Raw genomic sequence first — 16,563 nt, 5'->3', positions numbered from 1 at the left:
GCTTGGAGTGGTGTGCGGCTTGGAGTGGTGTGCGGCTTGGAGTGGTGTGCGGCTTGGAGGGTGCGCGGCCTGGAGTGGTGCGCGGTCGGGGTGGGCTCCGGCCGCCCGCGCGCCGCTCAGCCCGTCGTGCCCGCAGGCGCCCCGTCGCCCGGGTTCACGTCCCGCAGCAGGCAGGTCAGTCGGGCGGTGCACACGCGGCGGTCCTGCTCGTCGCTGATCACGATTTCGTACGTCGCCGTCGACCGGCCCCGGTGCACCGGCGTGGCCACTCCGGTGACGAGGCCGGAGCGGGCCCCGCGGTGGTGGGTGCAGTTCAGGTCGACACCGACGGCGATCTTGCTGCTGCCGCCGTGCAGCATCGAGCCGACCGACCCGAGCGTCTCGGCCAGCACCGCCGATGCCCCGCCGTGCAGCAGCCCGTACGGCTGCGTGTTGCCTTCCACCGGCATCGTGCCGACCACCCGGTCCGCCGACGCCTCGACGATCTGGACGCCCATGCGCGTCCCCAGGTGCCCGGCGGAGAACAGCGCGGGCAGGTCCACGCCGAGCGCGGCGTACTCGTCGATGACCTCCTGCGGGAACTGCACCTGCTGCTGCTCGCCCATGGACCGGCTCCGTTCCGTTGCTCCGTCTGTCTGTCTGGTCCGCCGGCCGGCGCGGCCGTCGGCTCGACTGAGCAAACGCTCAGTCGGTCGCCGATTGTTCCAGACGGACGACGACGGACTTGCTGGCCGGGGTGTTACTGGTGTCCGCCGTGGCGTCCAGCGGCACCAGGACGTTGGTCTCCGGGTAGTACGCCGCCGCGCACCCCCGGGCCGTCGGATAGTGCACGACGCGGAAGCCGGGCGCCCGCCGCTCCACGCCGTCCCTCCACTCGCTGACCAGGTCGACGTACGAGCCGTCCCGGACGTCGAGCCTCCGGGCGTCCTCCGGGTTGACCAGGACGACCCTGCGGCCGTTCTTGATGCCCCGGTAGCGGTCGTCCAGACCGTAGATCGTGGTGTTGTACTGGTCGTGCGAGCGCAGCGTCTGGAGCAGCAGGCGCCCCTCGGGCAGCGCGGGGTACTCGATCGGCGCGGCGGTGAAGTTGGCCTTGCCGGTGGCCGTCGGGAAGCGCCGCTCGTCGCGCGGGGCGTGGGGGAGGGCGAAGCCTCCGGGGTGCGCCACGCGCGCGTTGAAGTCCTCGAAGCCCGGGATCACGCGCCCGATGCGGTCGCGGATCGTCGCGTAGTCCTTCTCGAACTCCTCCCACGGCGTGCGGCTGCCCTCGCCCAGCACCCGGCGCGCCAGCCGGCACACGATCGCCGGCTCGGACAGCAACTGCCCGCTCGCGGGCTCCAGCCGGCCCCGGGACGCGTGCACCATGCCCATGGAGTCCTCGACGGTGACGAACTGCTCTGTGCCCTGCCCGTCCGGGCCGACCCGCAGATCGCGCTCGGTACGGCCCAGCGTCGGCAGGATGAGCGCCCGCGCGCCCGTGACCACATGCGAGCGGTTCAGCTTCGTCGAGACGTGCACGGTGAGGCGGGCGCGGCGCATGGCGGCCTCGGTGACCTCCGTGTCGGGGGAGGCGGAGACGAAGTTGCCGCCCATGGCGAAGAAGACCTTCGCCTCGCCGTCGCGCAGCGCCCGGATGGCCCGTACGACGTCGTAGCCGTGCTCGCGCGGCGCCGCGAAGCCGAACTCCTTCTCCAGCGCGTCCAGGAAGGCGGGCGCGGGGCGCTCGAAGATGCCCATCGTGCGGTCGCCCTGCACGTTGGAGTGGCCGCGCACCGGGCAGACGCCCGCGCCCGGACGGCCGATGTTGCCGCGTAGGAGGAGGAAGTTCACGACCTCGCGGATGGTGGGCACCGAGTGCTTGTGCTGGGTGAGTCCCATCGCCCAGCACACGATGGTGCGCTTCGAGGCGAGCACCATGCGCAGCGCTTCCCCGATCTCCGCGCGCGTGAGGCCGGTCGCCGTGAGCGTCTCGTCCCAATCCGCGGCGCGGGCGGCCTCGGCGAACTCCTCGTAACCGTGCGTGTGTTCCTCGACGAAGGCCTCGTCGACCGCGCCCTCCGTCTCCAGGATCAGCTTGTTGAGGAGGCGGAAGAGGGCCTGGTCGCCGCCGAGGCGGATCTGCAGGAACAGGTCGGTGAGCGCGGCGCCCGCGGTGAGCCCCTTGGGGGTCTGCGGGTTCTTGAAGCGCTCCAGGCCGGCCTCGGGCAGCGGATTGACGCTGATGATCTTCGCGCCGTTCGCCTTGGCCCGCTCCAGGGCGGAGAGCATGCGCGGGTGATTGGTGCCCGGGTTCTGGCCGGCCACGATGATCAGATCGGACTTGTAGAGGTCCTCCAGGAGGACGCTGCCCTTGCCGACGCCGATGGTCTCGCCGAGGGCCGAGCCGGACGACTCGTGGCACATGTTGGAGCAGTCCGGCAGGTTGTTCGTGCCGAGCTCGCGCGCGAAGAGCTGGTAGAGGAACGCCGCCTCGTTGCTGGTGCGTCCCGAGGTGTAGAACACCGCCTCGTTCGGCGAGTCCAGGGCGGCGATCTCCTCCGCCACGATGTCGAAGGCGCGCTCCCACGTCACCGGCTCGTAGTGCTCGCCGCCCTCCGGCAGGTACACCGGGTGCGTGAGCCGGCCCTGCTGGCCCAGCCAGTAGCCGCTGCGGGTCGCCAGGTCGGCGACGGGGTGCGCGGCGAAGAACTCGGGGGTGACCCGGCGCAGGGTGGCCTCCTCGGCCACGGCCTTCGCGCCGTTCTCGCAGAACTCCGCCTTGTGCCGGTGGTCCGGCTCCGGCCAGGCGCAGCCCGGGCAGTCGAAGCCGTCCTTTTGGTTGACACTCAACAGCGTCAGCGCGGTCCGCTTCACGCCCATCTGCCGCTGTGCCATACGCAGGGTGTGGCCGATGGCCGGGATGCCCGCCGCCGCGTGCTGGACCTTCGTGACCTGGGGCGCGTCCTGAACCGGATCACCCTTGGGCGGCTTGGTGGCCATCGCGCGCTCCTTCGCGTACACGTGTGAGGTACGTCTCCGATCCTCGCACGCCCCGGTGACAGTGGCGGAGGTCGGGCAGGCGGGGCGGGCCGGGCAGGCCGGGGTCCGGGAGCAGTGGGTGCGGCGAGGGCAGGGGGCCGGTCCTGTGGCGCGGGGCGGCCGCGCCCCTGCCACCGGCGAGCGCGGGTCCGAGTGTCAGTGGTCCGTGGCAGGATCGGGGACGTGGCAGAGACAGCAGCGAAGAAGACCGACAACACCTCCGGCGGCGGCCGTCCGCGCCTGATGCTCATGGACGGGCACTCACTGGCGTACCGCGCGTTCTTCGCGCTGCCCGCGGAGAACTTCACGACCGCGACGGGCCAGCCGACCAACGCGATCTACGGCTTCGCGTCGATGCTGGCCAACACGCTGCGTGACGAGGCGCCCACGCACTTCGCGGTGGCGTTCGACGTCTCCCGCAAGACCTGGCGGTCCCAGGAGTTCACCGAGTACAAGGCGAACCGCTCCAAGACCCCGGACGAGTTCAAGGGCCAGGTCGAGCTGATCGGCGAGCTGCTCGACGCCATGCACGTGCAGCGCTTCGCCGTCGACGGCTTCGAGGCCGACGACGTCATCGCCACGCTCGCCACGCAGGCCGAGACCGAGGGCTTCGACGTGCTGATCGTCACCGGCGACCGGGACTCCTTCCAGCTGGTCAGCGAGCACACCACGGTCCTGTATCCGACCAAGGGCGTCTCCGAGCTGACCCGGTTCACGCCGGAGAAGGTCTTCGAGAAGTACGGACTGACCCCCGCGCAGTACCCCGACTTCGCGGCACTGCGCGGCGACCCGTCCGACAACCTCCCGGGTATCCCGGGCGTCGGCGAGAAGACCGCCGCGAAGTGGATCAACCAGTTCGGGTCCTTCGCCGATCTGGTCGAGCGCGTGGACGAGGTCAAGGGCAAGGCGGGCCAGAATCTCCGCGACCACCTGGAGTCCGTCAAGCTCAACCGCCGGCTCACCGAGCTGGAGCGCCGGGTCGAGCTGCCGAAGACCGTCACCGACCTGGAGCGGACGGCGTACGACCGCAAGGGCGTCGCGATGATTCTGGACACCCTGGAGATCCGCAACCCGTCGCTGCGCGAGCGGCTCTACGCCGTCGACCCGGGTGCCGAGGAGGCCGAGGCCGCCCCGGTCGTGGCGGACGGCGTCGAGCTGGACGGCACGGTGCTGGGCACGGGCGAGCTGGCCGGCTGGCTCGCCGAGCACGGCACGCAGCCGCTCGGCGTCGCCACGGTCGACACCTGGGCGCTGGGCACCGGCTCGGTCGCCGAGGTCGCGCTCGCCGCGCCCGACGGCAAGGCCGCCTGGTTCGACCCGACGGAGGTGGACGAGGCCGACGAGGCGGCGTTCACGGCGTGGCTGTCCGACGCGGACCGGCCGAAGATCTTCCACAACGCCAAGGGCGCGATGCGCGTCTTCGCCGAGCACGGCTGGAGCGTCGCCGGCGTCGGCATGGACACCGCCCTCGCCGCCTACCTGGTCAAGCCGGGCCGCCGCTCCTTCGACCTGGACGCGCTGTCCCTGGAGTACCTGCACCGTGAGCTGGCCCCCGCCGCCGCGGCCGACGGCCAGCTGGCCTTCGGTGCGGACGAGGGTGCCGAGGCCGAGGCGCTGATGGTGCAGGCCCGCGCCATCCTCGACCTGGGCGAGGCGTTCGAGGGCCGCCTGGCGGACGTCGGTGCCGCGGACCTGCTGCGCGACATGGAGCTGCCCACGTCCGCGCTGCTGGCCCGCATGGAGCGGCACGGCATCGCGGCCGACCGCGAGCACCTCCAGGCGATGGAGCAGATGTTCGCGGGCGCCGTGCAGCAGGCGGTCAAGGAGGCACACGCCGCCGCCGGACGGGAGTTCAACCTGGGCTCGCCCAAGCAGCTCCAGGAAGTCCTCTTCGGCGAGCTGAACCTCCCCAAGACCAAGAAGACCAAGACCGGCTACACCACCGACGCCGACGCCCTGGCCTGGCTCGCGGCCCAGACCGACAACGAACTGCCGGTGATCATGCTCCGCCACCGTGAGCAGGCCAAGCTGCGCGTCACGGTCGAGGGCCTGATCAAGACGATCGCCGCGGACGGCCGCATCCACACCACGTTCAACCAGACGGTCGCCGCGACCGGCCGCCTCTCGTCCACGGACCCGAACCTGCAGAACATCCCGGTCCGCACCGACGAGGGCCGCGCGATCCGCCGCGGCTTCGTCGTCGGCGAGGGTTTCGAGTCCCTGATGACGGCCGACTACAGCCAGATCGAGCTGCGGGTGATGGCCCACCTGTCCGAGGACGAGGGCCTGACCGAGGCGTTCACCTCGGGCGAGGACCTGCACACCACCGCCGCCGCGCAGGTCTTCTCCGTCGAGCAGTCCGCGGTCGACGCGGAGATGCGCCGCAAGATCAAGGCGATGTCCTACGGCCTGGCGTACGGGCTCTCGGCCTTCGGCCTCTCCCAGCAGCTGAACATCGAGGCGGCCGAGGCGCGCGGTCTGATGGACGCCTACTTCGAGCGCTTCGGCGGCGTACGCGACTATCTGCGCCGGGTCGTCGACGAGGCACGGGCGACTGGTTACACGGCGACCCTCTTCGGCCGCCGCCGCTACCTGCCCGACCTCAACAGCGACAACCGCCAGCGCCGCGAGGCGGCCGAACGCATGGCCCTCAACGCCCCGATCCAGGGCACGGCGGCCGACATCGTCAAGATCGCCATGCTCAACGTGGACAAGGCACTGCGCGAGGCCGGCCTCACGTCCCGCATGCTGCTCCAGGTCCACGACGAAATCGTCCTGGAGATCGCCCCGGGCGAGCGCGCGGCGGCGGAAGAACTGGTTCGCCGCGAAATGGCGAACGCGGTGCGGCTCCGGGTCCCCCTGGGCGTCTCGGTGGGCTCCGGGCCGGACTGGGAGTCGGCGGCGCACTAGCCTCCAGCGGTCGGCGGTCGGCGGTCGGCGGTCGGCGGTCGGCGGTCGGCGGTCGGCGGTCGGTGTGCGGTGCTCGGGGTCGCGGTGTTCGGTGGTTGGTACGGGCGCGGAGCGGCGCGAGTGTGCGGTGCCGCGCCGCCTCACCGCCGGCGCGGGCGTGCCGCGACTCGCCGGCTCCTGGGGGACGGGCGGTTTCGCCGGACCGGGGGCTCCGGGTAGCGCCGACGCCGCCCCCCGGGGATCGCGCTTCTCGTCGGCCCAGGAGGGCGGGCATGGACAGCACCGCCCCGCCCGGCCCTCGTCCGCCCGGCCCTCGTCCGCGCGCCCACGGCCGCCCTCCAGGGCCCGTCACTCAGGTGGCCCTCGCGGAAACGCCCCTGCCCCCGTCTCCCGTGAGGATGCGGGCATGGGTATACGCATGCTCCACCACCGGACGGCACCGGCTCGGGCAAGCACAGACGGACCCGCCCGCGTGTCACCACCACCGGTCCCGGTCGTCGCGCCCGGTGCGAGTACCGGCCGCATCCCCGCCACCCTCGTGACGGTCCTGCGGCGCACCGCGGCGGACCTCCGCCGCGGACTCGTCCACCGGGACCCGGCCGCCGCGCCCCCGCGCGAGACGCCCGCCTGGCGTCTGTGGGCCGACCTGGCCCGCGGTTACCTGGCGCTGGCCCTCACCCTGCTGCCGCGGTCACGTCCGGCACCCACCTTCACCGTGTTCGTCGCGACCGCCGACACCCTCAGTGCGGGATCCGGCGGCTCGGCTCCCTACCGACGCCGGCCGGGCTTGTGGGGACCGGAGCCGGACGCCACGCCCTGACCCCCACGGCGTACAGCAGCAAACCCGGGACGAGTCCCGCGCCCGCCCCGAAGCACACCGTCGGGATCAGCTCCCAGGGCTTCGCGACGGGGCCCCAGTAGTCCCACCACCGGGTCGCCCGCTGAACGGCCCCGGCCACCGCACAGCCGCCCAGCACCGCCCCGGCCCACCACCGGTCCCGTACCGAGAGGACCGGGACGCCGAGCGGCTCGGCCCGGGGCGCCCGGCGCAGTGCACGCGCCAGGAACACGGCGATCACGACCGCTGCCACCGCGGAACCGCCGTACTGGAGGTACCAGTAGAGCGGCGAGCCCGCTATCTCCCGGCCCAGCGCCGGGAACACCCGCATCCCCCAGCGGTCGAGGTGGGTGAACGCGTCCCACACCACGTGCGTCAGCGCCCCCAGCACCGCCGACATGTACCACCGCGCCACCAGGGACGGCCGTACGCGCGCGCGTGGCGCCCCGCAGCGCAGCAGGGTGGCCGCACGGCCCTGCCCGGCCCGCGGCAGCAGGGCCACCAGCGGCTCGCGGACCAGCAGCCACACCGCCACCAGCGCCCAGGCGATGATCACGTCGACCGTGAAGACGCCCGGGAAGGAGTGCGTGACGTCTCCGAACTCCATCGCCCCGGACAGGAAACTCGCCGCGTAGTAGGTCATGTCGGGCGAGAGGGAGCCCGCGACGAGCACGGCAGGCACCAGCGGCCCTCGGCCGGTCCCGTCGCTCCGTACGGCCGGCAGCACGGCGACCGCATGACTGAGGGTGAACGGCAAGAGAACTCCTCATATGGCCAACTGGTGAATATCGGGCACGAACGGGTGCCCGTGCAAACCAAGTTGTCGTAGGGTCGCCTGCGGCACCCAACTGGTCGAACAGACGAGCACCGCGCGGGGAAGGTTGCGGTGCAACCGTCGGCACGGACCGATCGTCACAACAGGGCGGGTACCACGGGCGAGCACGACGGCCGAAGACCGGTGAAGGCAGTCGGAACAGACGGAGACGGACGCGCGGGCGTCCACGGGAGGGGTCACTCTATGGCGGCGCATTTCGACCGGAGGCTCCGCAAGGCGGCGGTCACCACCACCGTGGCGGCGGTGGCCGTCGCGGCCCTGTCCGCGTCCCAGGCTCCCGACGTGACGGCCGACGCCAACGGCAGACAGACCACCGCCGACAACATGCCGGCGTCCGACGCCCCCGCCGAGGAGAGCGCGACCGGCAACTCGCCGTACTACACGGACCTGCCGCCGCTCGACAGCCCGAGTCCCGCACCGACCATCGGCACCCCCGCCTCCCGGACACCGTCCGAGGCGGGCATTCCCGCCACCGTCCTCGACGCCTACAAGAAGGCCGAGTCCACGCTGCGCCAGTCCAAGCCCGGCTGCAATCTGCCGTGGCAACTCCTCGCCGCCATCGGCAAGGTGGAGTCGGGCCAGGCCCGTGGCGGCCGTGTCGACGCCCAGGGCAACACCCTCGGCCGGATCATCGGCCCGCAGCTCGACGGCAACGGCTTCGCCCTCATCAAGGACACCGACAACGGCGTCTACGACGGCAACAGCGCCTATGACAACGCCGTCGGTCCCATGCAGTTCATCCCCTCCACCTGGGCGTGGGCGGGCCGCGACGGCAATGCCGACGGCAAGGCAGACCCCAACAACATCTACGACGCCGCGCTCTCCGCCGGCCACTACCTGTGCCGCTTCGACTGGGACCTGTCCACGCAGGCGGACCTCAACCGGGCGATCCTCAGCTACAACAACTCGCAGGACTACCTGCACACGGTCCTGTCCTGGCTGGAGCACTACCGCAAGGGCACCCACGAGATCCCGGACGGCACCGGCACCCTGCCGGTGGGCCGCAGCGACGACGGCACCGACGTGAGCGGGCCCGACCCCTCGCCCGGTGGAACGGGCGCGACCACCGGACCCCAGGCCCCCGGCACGACGCCGCCCAGCCCCAGCCCCAGCCCCGTCCCCGAGAAGCCGGACAAGCCCACCCCGCCCGACGATCCCAAGGATCCCGGCGCCGGCTCCCCGAGTCCCGAGCCGCCCCCGACCGGCCCGGAGACCCCGCCCGAGACCGAGACCCCCACGGACACGGTGCACCACCTGGAGAACGCCGGCGCCACGGGGCTCACGGCGATCGCGGGCGACACGTTCGACAAGAAGATCAGCGCCCGCGCCGAGACCAAGGCCGGAAAGGCCGTCGGCAAGGTACGCATCCGCTTCACCGTCCTGGGTGACACGGACGCCACCTTCATCGGCGGCGACAAGTTCGCCGCGGCCACGACCAACGCGGCCGGCGTGGCCGTCGCGCCCGCGCTGGTGGCGGGTGAGAAGACCGGCGCGTTCACCGTCCGTGCCACCGTCGTCGGCCGCACCGTCGCCGGCCTCGACTACAAGGCCACCGTCACCGAGCGCGTGGCCGACGTCCTCGCCCGCACCGAGGACACCGCGCTGACCTGCACGCCGGGCGGCGAGTTCGCGGGCCAGGTCGAGGTGAAGGCCACGCACAAGGGCGCCGCCGCGGACAAGGTCGCCGTCACCGCCACGCTCGTCAAGTCGGTCCTCGACCCGGCCGAGAACGACAAGGGCCCCTATTTCAAGGGTGCCGACGGCAAGGCCGTCCGCACCCTGACCGGCCTCAAGACCGACGCCAAGGGCCTGCTGAAGCTGCCGAAGCTGTACGCCGACAACACCGCCGGCACGTTCGTGCTCCGCCTCACCACCGCGGGTGGCGCCGCGCTCAACGTCCAGTTGAAGGTGGCCGAGGCCGAGCCGGAGCCGTCGCCGAGCCCGTCCGGCGACGCCTCGCCGGACGCCTCGCCCAGCCCCTCCAGCGAGCCGTCCACCGAGCCGTCGACCGTGCCGTCGACCGAGCCGGACGCGTAGCCGCGACTCGCGCAGGACCGACCGACCGAGGGCGCCCCTCCGCCGCAGCGGAGGGGTGCCCTCGTCACTTCCCGAGGCGCGCCTTGGTGTGCCGCGTCGGCTCCGCCGTGGCCGGGTCCTCGGGCCACGGATGCTTCGGGTACCGGCCGCGCAACTCCGCCCGTACACCCTTGTAGCCGTCCTTCCAGAAGGAGGCCAGGTCGGCGGTGACCGCGGCCGGGCGGCCCGCGGGCGAGAGGAGGTGGACGAGAAGCGGAACCCCCGCGACCTCGGGCGAGCGCTGGAGCCCGAACATCTCCTGCAACTTCACGGCGAGGACGGGCCGGCCCGGGTCGTCGTAGTCGATCCGGATCCCGGACCCACTGGGGACGACGATCCGCTCCGGGGCGAGTTCATCGAGCCGCGCCGCCTCCCCGGAGGCCCAGGGCAGCAGCCGCGTCAGTGCCTGCCCGGCGTCGATCCGCGCCAGGTCGGCCCGCCGCCGGGCCCGGCCCAGCTCGGGCTCCAGCCATTCGTCCACACGCGCGCGCAGCGCGTCGTCGGAGACGTCCGGCCAGGGCTCACCGAGCCGCCGCCGCAGAAAGGCGAGCCGCTTGCGCAGCACGTCCGCGTCGGCCGACCAGCGCAGCAGCCCGAGCCCTTCCTGCCGCAGCCCCTCCAGCAGCGCGTCCCTTACGAGACCGGAGTCGGCGCCGGCGAGCGGCCGGACGGTGAGCTCCACGGCCCCGAGCCGTTCGACACGCCGGGCCACGACGTCGCCGTCGCCCCAGTGCACCTCGTCGCGTTCCTCCAGGAACGCTCCCGCGGCGAGCCGGGCCGTCCGCTCGTCGACGACCGCGCCGAGCTGCACGCGCGCGTGCCCTCTTCCCACGGGCCGGTCGGCCACGGCCACGGCGATCCACGGCGCCCCGCGCAGCGCCGACGCCTCCGGCAGCTCCGCCCGGGTGCCGGAGACCATCAAGTACGAACCACCGTCCTTCCTGGCCACCCGCTCGGGAAACGCCAGCGCGGCCACCAGCCCCGCGCCGCTGTCGCCGGTGTCGCCGGTGTCGCCGGTGTCGCCCTGAGCCGGCCGTCCGGCGCTCTCCGCGGCGGCCCGCAGCCGCCGCACCTCCGCCCGCCACCGTGTCCCGTAGGCATCGCCGCCACGCCGAGCCGCCCGCAGCGCGGACACCAGATCGTCCCCGTACTCCCGCGGCGGCGCCTCACTGAGCAGAGCCACCACCTCCGCCACCGCACGGGAGGCGCCCGTACTGGAGGCGCCCGCACGGGAGGTGCCACTACCGGCCGCCGCGCCGACGCCCGAGGCCCGCTCGTGGAAGGCGTCCACGTCCGAGGCCCCCGCGTGGGAGCTGCTTGCGCCCGAGACCCCCGCGGCGGAGCCGTCCGTGCCCGTGGCACCCCTGCCCGGACTCCCGGCACCGGACGGGGCGGTGTACGAGGCGGCCGCCCGGGAGCCCGGGTCTGCGGGGCCTCCGCCGGAGCCGCCCCCACCGGAGGCCCCGGCGCTCGACGCCACCGCCCCCGGCATCCCCGCGTCGAGCAGCGCACGCCCCAGCCGTGGATGCAGGCCCAGGCGGGCCAGCCGTACGCCCCGCGCGGTGGCCCGGCCGGAGGAGTCCACCGCGCCGATCGCCGTCAGTACCGACCGGGCCGCCACCATCGCCCCGCCCGGCGGTGGATCGAGCAGCGCCAGCCCGGACGCGTCCGGGTCGCCCCAGCAAGCCGCCTGCAACGCGAACGCCGTCAGGTCGGCCACCTTGATCTCCGGCGCCGGGAACCGCGGGAGACGGATGTCCTCCGCCTCCGCCCAGCAGCGGTAGACCGCCCCCGGCGCCTCACGCCCGGCCCGGCCCGCCCGTTGCCGCGCCGCCGCCCGCGAGGCCCGTACCGTCGTCAGGGCGCTCAGCCCGCGCGCGTGATCCACTCGGGGCTCCCGCGCCAGTCCCGCGTCCACGACCACCCGTACGCCCGGGACCGTCAGCGACGACTCGGCCACCGAGGTCGCCAGCACCACCCGGCGCCGCGCCCCGGGGGACAGGACCGCGTCCTGGACGGCCGCCGGCGCCCGCCCGTGCACCTGGAGCACGTCGACGTCTCCGAGATCCCCCAGCTGCCCGGCGACACGGGAGATCTCCCCGACGCCCGGCAGGAAACACAGCACGTCCCCGTCCCGTTCGCCCAGCGCCCGCCGCACCACCGACGCCACGTGCGCGAGCAGCACCGGGTCCACCCGCATCCCGTGCGGCGGGCGGACCGGACGCGCCGGCGGCGCCCACACCACCTCCACGGGATACGACACGCCCCGCGCCTCGACCACCGGCGCCCCGCCCAGCAGCCGGGCCCAGCCCTCCGCGTCCGTCGTCGCCGACGCGGCCACCAGACGCAGCTCGGGCCGCAGTGCCGCCCGCACGTCCCACAGGAACGCCGCCGTCGTGTCCGCGTCCAGATGCCGCTCGTGGCACTCGTCGAGCACCACCACGTCGACGCCCGTCAGCTCCTGGTCCCGCTGGAGCCGCTGCAAGAGCACACCGGTCGTGACGACCTCCACGCGGGCGTGCCGCCCGACGACCCGCTCACCGCGCACGGTGTACCCGACGCTCGCGCCGGGCTTCTCACCCAGCAGCCACGCCATCCGCCGGGCCGCCGCCCGCGCCGCGATCCGCCGCGGCTCGGCCACGACCACACGCCGCTCGGGCCCCTCGCCCAGCAGCCCGGCCAGCGCGAGCGGAACCAGCGTCGTCTTGCCGGTACCGGGCGGCGCGACCAGCACCGCGGTGCCGTGCCCTTCCAGGGCGTCGTGCAGAGCGGGCAGGGCACCGCGTACGGGCAGGGCGTCCAGGGCGTCGTAACGGATCACGCCCCCAGTGTCGTACGCCGCCGAGCCCAGCCTCCAGGCGCGCGTGGACGCGGGCCGCCGAGACCAGCCTCCACGCGCGCGTGGACGCGCGACAGCGGAACACTTCCCCACGCGCGCGTGCACACGCGGCAGAACGGATTGGTGCGGCTCAGTCGCGCTCGCACACGAAGATCGCCGTGCCCGGGATCAGATGCCCCCGCAGCGGCGACCAGCCGCCCCACTCGGACGTGTTCCAGTCCGGCCACTCCGGCTCCACGAGGTCCACCAGCCGGAACCCCGACGTCACCACGTCCCGGACACGGTCGCCGAGCGTCCTGTGGTGCTCGACGTACACCGCGCGGCCCTCGTCGTCCTGCTCGACGTACGGCGTGCGGTCGAAGTAGGAGGAGGACACCGACAGCCCCTCGGGGCCCGGCTCGTCCGGGAGCGCCCAGCGCAGCGGGTGCGTGACGGAGAAGACGAAGCGGCCCCCGGGCCGCAGCACCCGGCGCACCTCGCGCAGCACCAGCCGCGGGTCGGCGACGAAGGGCAGCGCCCCGTACGCAGAGCACGCCAGGTCGAAGGAGCCGTCCGCGAAGGGCAGCACGGTCGCGTCGGCACAGACCAGGGGGAACGAGCCGCCGATGCGCAGGGCGTGCTGGAGCTGGCGGTGGGAGAGGTCCAGGGCCACCGGACGGGCACCCTGGGCGGTCAGCCAGCGCGAGCACTGGGCGGCGCCGGCGCCGATCTCCAGGACGTCCCGGCCCTTCAGGTCCTCCACCGGGCCGAGCAGCTCGGCCTCCACCTCGTCCAGGCCCTCGGGACACCACACGAAGCGGTCGTCGCCGAGGAAGGTGCCGTGCTCGACCTGGTACTCGTCCGCGTTCCGGTCCCACCAGCCACGGTTGGCGCGGGAGCTTTCCGTGACACCGGCGGCACGCCGGGTGGCCTCGGGCTCGGTCCCTGTGGCTTCGGACGCCTCGGACGCTTCGGGCTCTTGGATGACCGGCTCCCTCGTACTAGTCTGCGGCTCTTCCACGCAGCCGGTCCCGCGTGTCACTGAGGGGGCCTCTGCGGGTCCGCGTGGCCTCGGGGGACGGCTTTTGTGCCGGGTATGCGGCGATCCGCCCCGGGTGTGCGGCTTCGCGCATTGACCCTGCCCGGCTGCCCCCGTATGCTACAAGTTGCGCTGCGGGCCTGCGCACCTCAGACGTAGCAGGTCGCGCTCGCATCTGTTGTATGTCCCCTCGGTTCTCGAGGTGTCACCCCTGGTTTGGGTGACACTTCCTTGGCTGTCCGGCTTCTGCAGAGCGAAACGGGCTCCCGGCGTAAGCAGTACCTACGACTTCAATGTCCGTACCGGAGCCCTTTCCCACATGACGAGCAGCACCGAGACCACCGCCACCACCCCGCAGGTTGCGGTCAACGACATCGGTAACGAGGAAGCCTTCCTCGCCGCGATCGACGAGACGATCAAGTACTTCAACGACGGCGACATCGTCGACGGCGTCATCGTGAAGGTCGACCGGGACGAGGTCCTGCTCGACATCGGTTACAAGACCGAAGGTGTCATCCCGAGCCGCGAGCTCTCGATCAAGCACGACGTCGACCCCAACGAGGTCGTCGCCGTCGGTGACGAGATCGAGGCCCTTGTTCTCCAGAAGGAGGACAAGGAAGGCCGCCTGATCCTCTCGAAGAAGCGCGCCCAGTACGAGCGTGCCTGGGGCACCATCGAGAAGATCAAGGAAGAGGACGGCATCGTCACCGGTACCGTCATCGAGGTCGTCAAGGGTGGTCTCATCCTCGACATCGGCCTCCGCGGCTTCCTTCCGGCCTCCCTGGTCGAGATGCGCCGTGTCCGCGACCTCCAGCCCTACGTGGGCAAGGAGCTCGAGGCGAAGATCATCGAGCTGGACAAGAACCGCAACAACGTGGTCCTGTCCCGCCGTGCCTGGCTGGAGCAGACCCAGTCCGAGGTCCGCCAGACGTTCCTCACGACCCTGCAGAAGGGTCAGGTCCGTTCCGGCGTCGTCTCCTCGATCGTCAACTTCGGTGCCTTCGTGGACCTGGGTGGCGTCGACGGTCTGGTCCACGTCTCCGAGCTCTCCTGGAAGCACATCGACCACCCGTCCGAGGTTGTCGAGGTCGGCCAGGAAGTCACCGTCGAGGTCCTCGACGTGGACATGGACCGCGAGCGCGTCTCCCTGTCGCTGAAGGCGACCCAGGAAGACCCGTGGCAGCAGTTCGCCCGCACCCACCAGATCGGCCAGGTCGTGCCCGGCAAGGTCACGAAGCTGGTGCCGTTCGGTGCGTTCGTCCGCGTGGACGAGGGCATCGAGGGTCTGGTCCACATCTCCGAGCTGGCCGAGCGCCACGTGGAGATCCCGGAGCAGGTCGTCCAGGTCAACGACGAGATCTTCGTCAAGGTCATCGACATCGACCTCGAGCGCCGCCGCATCAGCCTCTCGCTGAAGCAGGCCAACGAGGCCTTCGGTGCCGACCCGTCGGTGGTCGAGTTCGACCCGACCCTGTACGGCATGGCCGCGTCCTACGACGACCAGGGCAACTACATCTACCCCGAGGGCTTCGACCCCGAGACCAACGACTGGCTCGAGGGCTACGAGACCCAGCGCGAGGCGTGGGAGACCCAGTACGCCGAGGCGCAGCAGCGCTTCGAGCAGCACCAGGCGCAGGTCATCAAGTCCCGCGAGGCGGACGAGAAGGCCGCTGCCGAGGGTGTCGACACCGCGGGTGCGGCTCCGGCCGCGTCCGGCAGTGGTGGCGGCGGGGGCGGTTCGTACTCCTCCGAGGGCGGCGACAACTCCGGCGCCCTGGCGTCGGACGAGGCGCTGGCCGCGCTGCGCGAGAAGCTGGCCGGCGGCCAGAGCTGAACGCAGGCTGAGGCCGAGCAGGAGCTCCTCATCGAGCGGTAGCTCGTGAACCGAGGGCCCGTACCCCTTCCCGGGGTGCGGGCCCTCGGCGCGTTCGGCGACGCCGGGCGGGCGTGCGGACGGGGAATGCCCGGGCCGGGACCCGTGTTGTGGAGTACGAACACCAGGAGGGGAGCGGTCACTGTGCTTGATCCGCAGGGCTTGTACGAGTGGGAGCCGAAGGGCTTGGCCGTCGTCGACATGGCGCTCGCCCAGGAGTCGGCGGGGCTGATCATGCTCTACCACTTCGACGGATACATCGACGCCGGCGAGACCGGCGACCAGATCGTCGACCAGGTGCTCGACTCGCTGCCTCACCAGGTCGTCGCCCGCTTCGACCACGACCGGCTCGTGGACTACCGGGCGCGCCGGCCGCTGCTGACCTTCAAGCGGGACACCTGGACGGACTACGAGGAACCCGCCATCGAGGTGCGGATCGTCCAGGACGCCACCGGGGCGCCGTTCCTGCTGCTGTCGGGCCCCGAGCCGGACGTCGAGTGGGAGCGCTTCGCCGCGGCCGTGCGGCAGATCGTCGAGCGGCTCGGTGTCCGCCTCTCGGTCAACTTCCACGGCATCCCCATGGGCGTCCCGCACACCCGCCCCGTCGGCATCACGCCGCACGGCAACCGCGCCGACCTGGTGCCGGGGCACCGCAGCCCCTTCGAGGAGGCGCAGGTACCCGGCAGCGCCGAGGCACTCGTCGAGTACCGGCTCCTCCAGGCCGGCCACGAGGTGCTGGGCGTGGCCGCGCACGTCCCGCACTACATCGCCCGCTCCCCGTACCCGGACGCGGCGCTGACCGTCCTGGAGGCGATCACCGGGGCGACCGGTCTGGTGCTGCCGGGCATCGCGCACACCCTGCGCACGGACGCCCACCGCACCCAGACGGAGATCGACCGGCAGATCCAGGAGGGCGACGAGGAACTCACCGCCCTGATCCAGGGTCTGGAACACCAGTACGACGCGGCCGCTGGCGCCGAGACCCGCGGCAACATGCTCGCCGAGCCTGTCGAGATCCCGTCGGCGGACGAGATCGGCCGAGAGTTCGAACGGTTCCTGGCGGAGCGGGAGGGCGACGGCTGATCCGGTAATCTGGCGAATCTTCGTGCCGCGCCTGTCCCCGCCGTGGCGGGTTGTTCCGGTGGGCCTGACCGGC

The 16,563-nt window shown here is 72.5% G+C and carries 10 protein-coding genes; 5 read left to right on the top strand and 5 right to left on the bottom strand.

Annotation, left to right across the window (positions count from 1 at the left end):
• Window positions 1-116 precede the first annotated feature (116 nt).
• Window positions 117-605, bottom strand: a complete 489-nt coding sequence (locus tag ACIQ6R_RS09190; RefSeq protein ID WP_404219916.1) for a PaaI family thioesterase — start codon at window positions 603-605, stop codon at window positions 117-119.
• A gap of 79 nt (window positions 606-684) precedes the next feature.
• Window positions 685-2,979 carry an FdhF/YdeP family oxidoreductase gene (locus ACIQ6R_RS09185; RefSeq protein WP_404219914.1) on the bottom strand — a complete coding sequence of 765 codons (2,295 nt, stop codon included), beginning with the start codon at window positions 2,977-2,979 and terminating at the stop codon, window positions 685-687.
• Window positions 2,980-3,201: 222 nt separating this feature from the next.
• Here ACIQ6R_RS09185 and polA point away from each other — a divergent pair, with 222 nt between their 5' ends.
• Window positions 3,202-5,928: a DNA polymerase I gene (gene polA, locus ACIQ6R_RS09180; RefSeq protein WP_404219912.1), complete on the top strand. Its 2,727-nt coding sequence runs from the start codon at window positions 3,202-3,204 to the stop codon at window positions 5,926-5,928.
• A gap of 472 nt (window positions 5,929-6,400) precedes the next feature.
• Window positions 6,401-6,748, top strand: coding sequence for a hypothetical protein (locus ACIQ6R_RS09175; RefSeq protein ID WP_404219910.1), 348 nt, complete (start codon window positions 6,401-6,403; stop codon window positions 6,746-6,748).
• Here the strand turns inward: ACIQ6R_RS09175 and ACIQ6R_RS09170 are convergent.
• Window positions 6,669-7,523: a DUF4184 family protein gene (locus ACIQ6R_RS09170; RefSeq protein ID WP_404219908.1), complete on the bottom strand. Its 855-nt coding sequence runs from the start codon at window positions 7,521-7,523 to the stop codon at window positions 6,669-6,671. The two genes, ACIQ6R_RS09175 and ACIQ6R_RS09170, sit on opposite strands and share 80 nt — an antisense overlap.
• 261 nt (window positions 7,524-7,784) lie before the next feature.
• Between ACIQ6R_RS09170 and ACIQ6R_RS09165 the strand changes: the two genes are divergently transcribed.
• Window positions 7,785-9,638: a lytic murein transglycosylase gene (locus tag ACIQ6R_RS09165; protein ID WP_404219906.1), complete on the top strand. Its 1,854-nt coding sequence runs from the start codon at window positions 7,785-7,787 to the stop codon at window positions 9,636-9,638.
• Window positions 9,639-9,702: 64 nt separating this feature from the next.
• Here the strand turns inward: ACIQ6R_RS09165 and ACIQ6R_RS09160 are convergent, their stop codons facing one another.
• Both ACIQ6R_RS09160 and ACIQ6R_RS09155 read right to left on the bottom strand, forming a co-directional pair.
• Window positions 9,703-12,498: an ATP-dependent RNA helicase gene (locus ACIQ6R_RS09160; protein WP_404219904.1), complete on the bottom strand. Its 2,796-nt coding sequence runs from the start codon at window positions 12,496-12,498 to the stop codon at window positions 9,703-9,705.
• A gap of 148 nt (window positions 12,499-12,646) precedes the next feature.
• Entirely contained in the window at window positions 12,647-13,516 is an 870-nt protein-coding gene (locus ACIQ6R_RS09155) for a class I SAM-dependent methyltransferase (protein WP_404219902.1), read from the bottom strand.
• A 337-nt stretch (window positions 13,517-13,853) separates the two neighbouring features.
• On the opposite strand from ACIQ6R_RS09155, the gene rpsA reads away from it, so the two are divergent.
• Both rpsA and ACIQ6R_RS09145 read left to right on the top strand, forming a co-directional pair.
• Window positions 13,854-15,368 carry a 30S ribosomal protein S1 gene (gene rpsA / locus ACIQ6R_RS09150; RefSeq protein ID WP_404174066.1) on the top strand — a complete coding sequence of 505 codons (1,515 nt, stop codon included), beginning with the start codon at window positions 13,854-13,856 and terminating at the stop codon, window positions 15,366-15,368.
• 183 nt (window positions 15,369-15,551) lie between these two features.
• Window positions 15,552-16,490: a PAC2 family protein gene (locus ACIQ6R_RS09145; RefSeq protein WP_404174063.1), complete on the top strand. Its 939-nt coding sequence runs from the start codon at window positions 15,552-15,554 to the stop codon at window positions 16,488-16,490.
• Window positions 16,491-16,563: the final 73 nt, after the last annotated feature.

It is taken from the genome of Streptomyces sp. NPDC096048, assembly GCF_044763415.1.
Classification (GTDB): Bacteria; Actinomycetota; Actinomycetes; order Streptomycetales; family Streptomycetaceae; genus Streptomyces.
This window is presented reverse-complemented; position numbering and strand designations above follow the sequence as displayed.

What these genes read in the sequence shown, in the direction of transcription:
- ACIQ6R_RS09190 (WP_404219916.1), bottom strand. Translation starts at nt 605, where the DNA reads ATGGGCGAGCAGCAGCAGGTGCAGTTCCCGCAGGAGGTCATCGACGAG.
- ACIQ6R_RS09185 (WP_404219914.1), bottom strand. Translation starts at nt 2,979, where the DNA reads ATGGCCACCAAGCCGCCCAAGGGTGATCCGGTTCAGGACGCGCCCCAG.
- ACIQ6R_RS09165 (WP_404219906.1), top strand. Translation starts at nt 7,785, where the DNA reads ATGGCGGCGCATTTCGACCGGAGGCTCCGCAAGGCGGCGGTCACCACC.
- rpsA (WP_404174066.1), top strand. Translation starts at nt 13,854, where the DNA reads ATGACGAGCAGCACCGAGACCACCGCCACCACCCCGCAGGTTGCGGTC.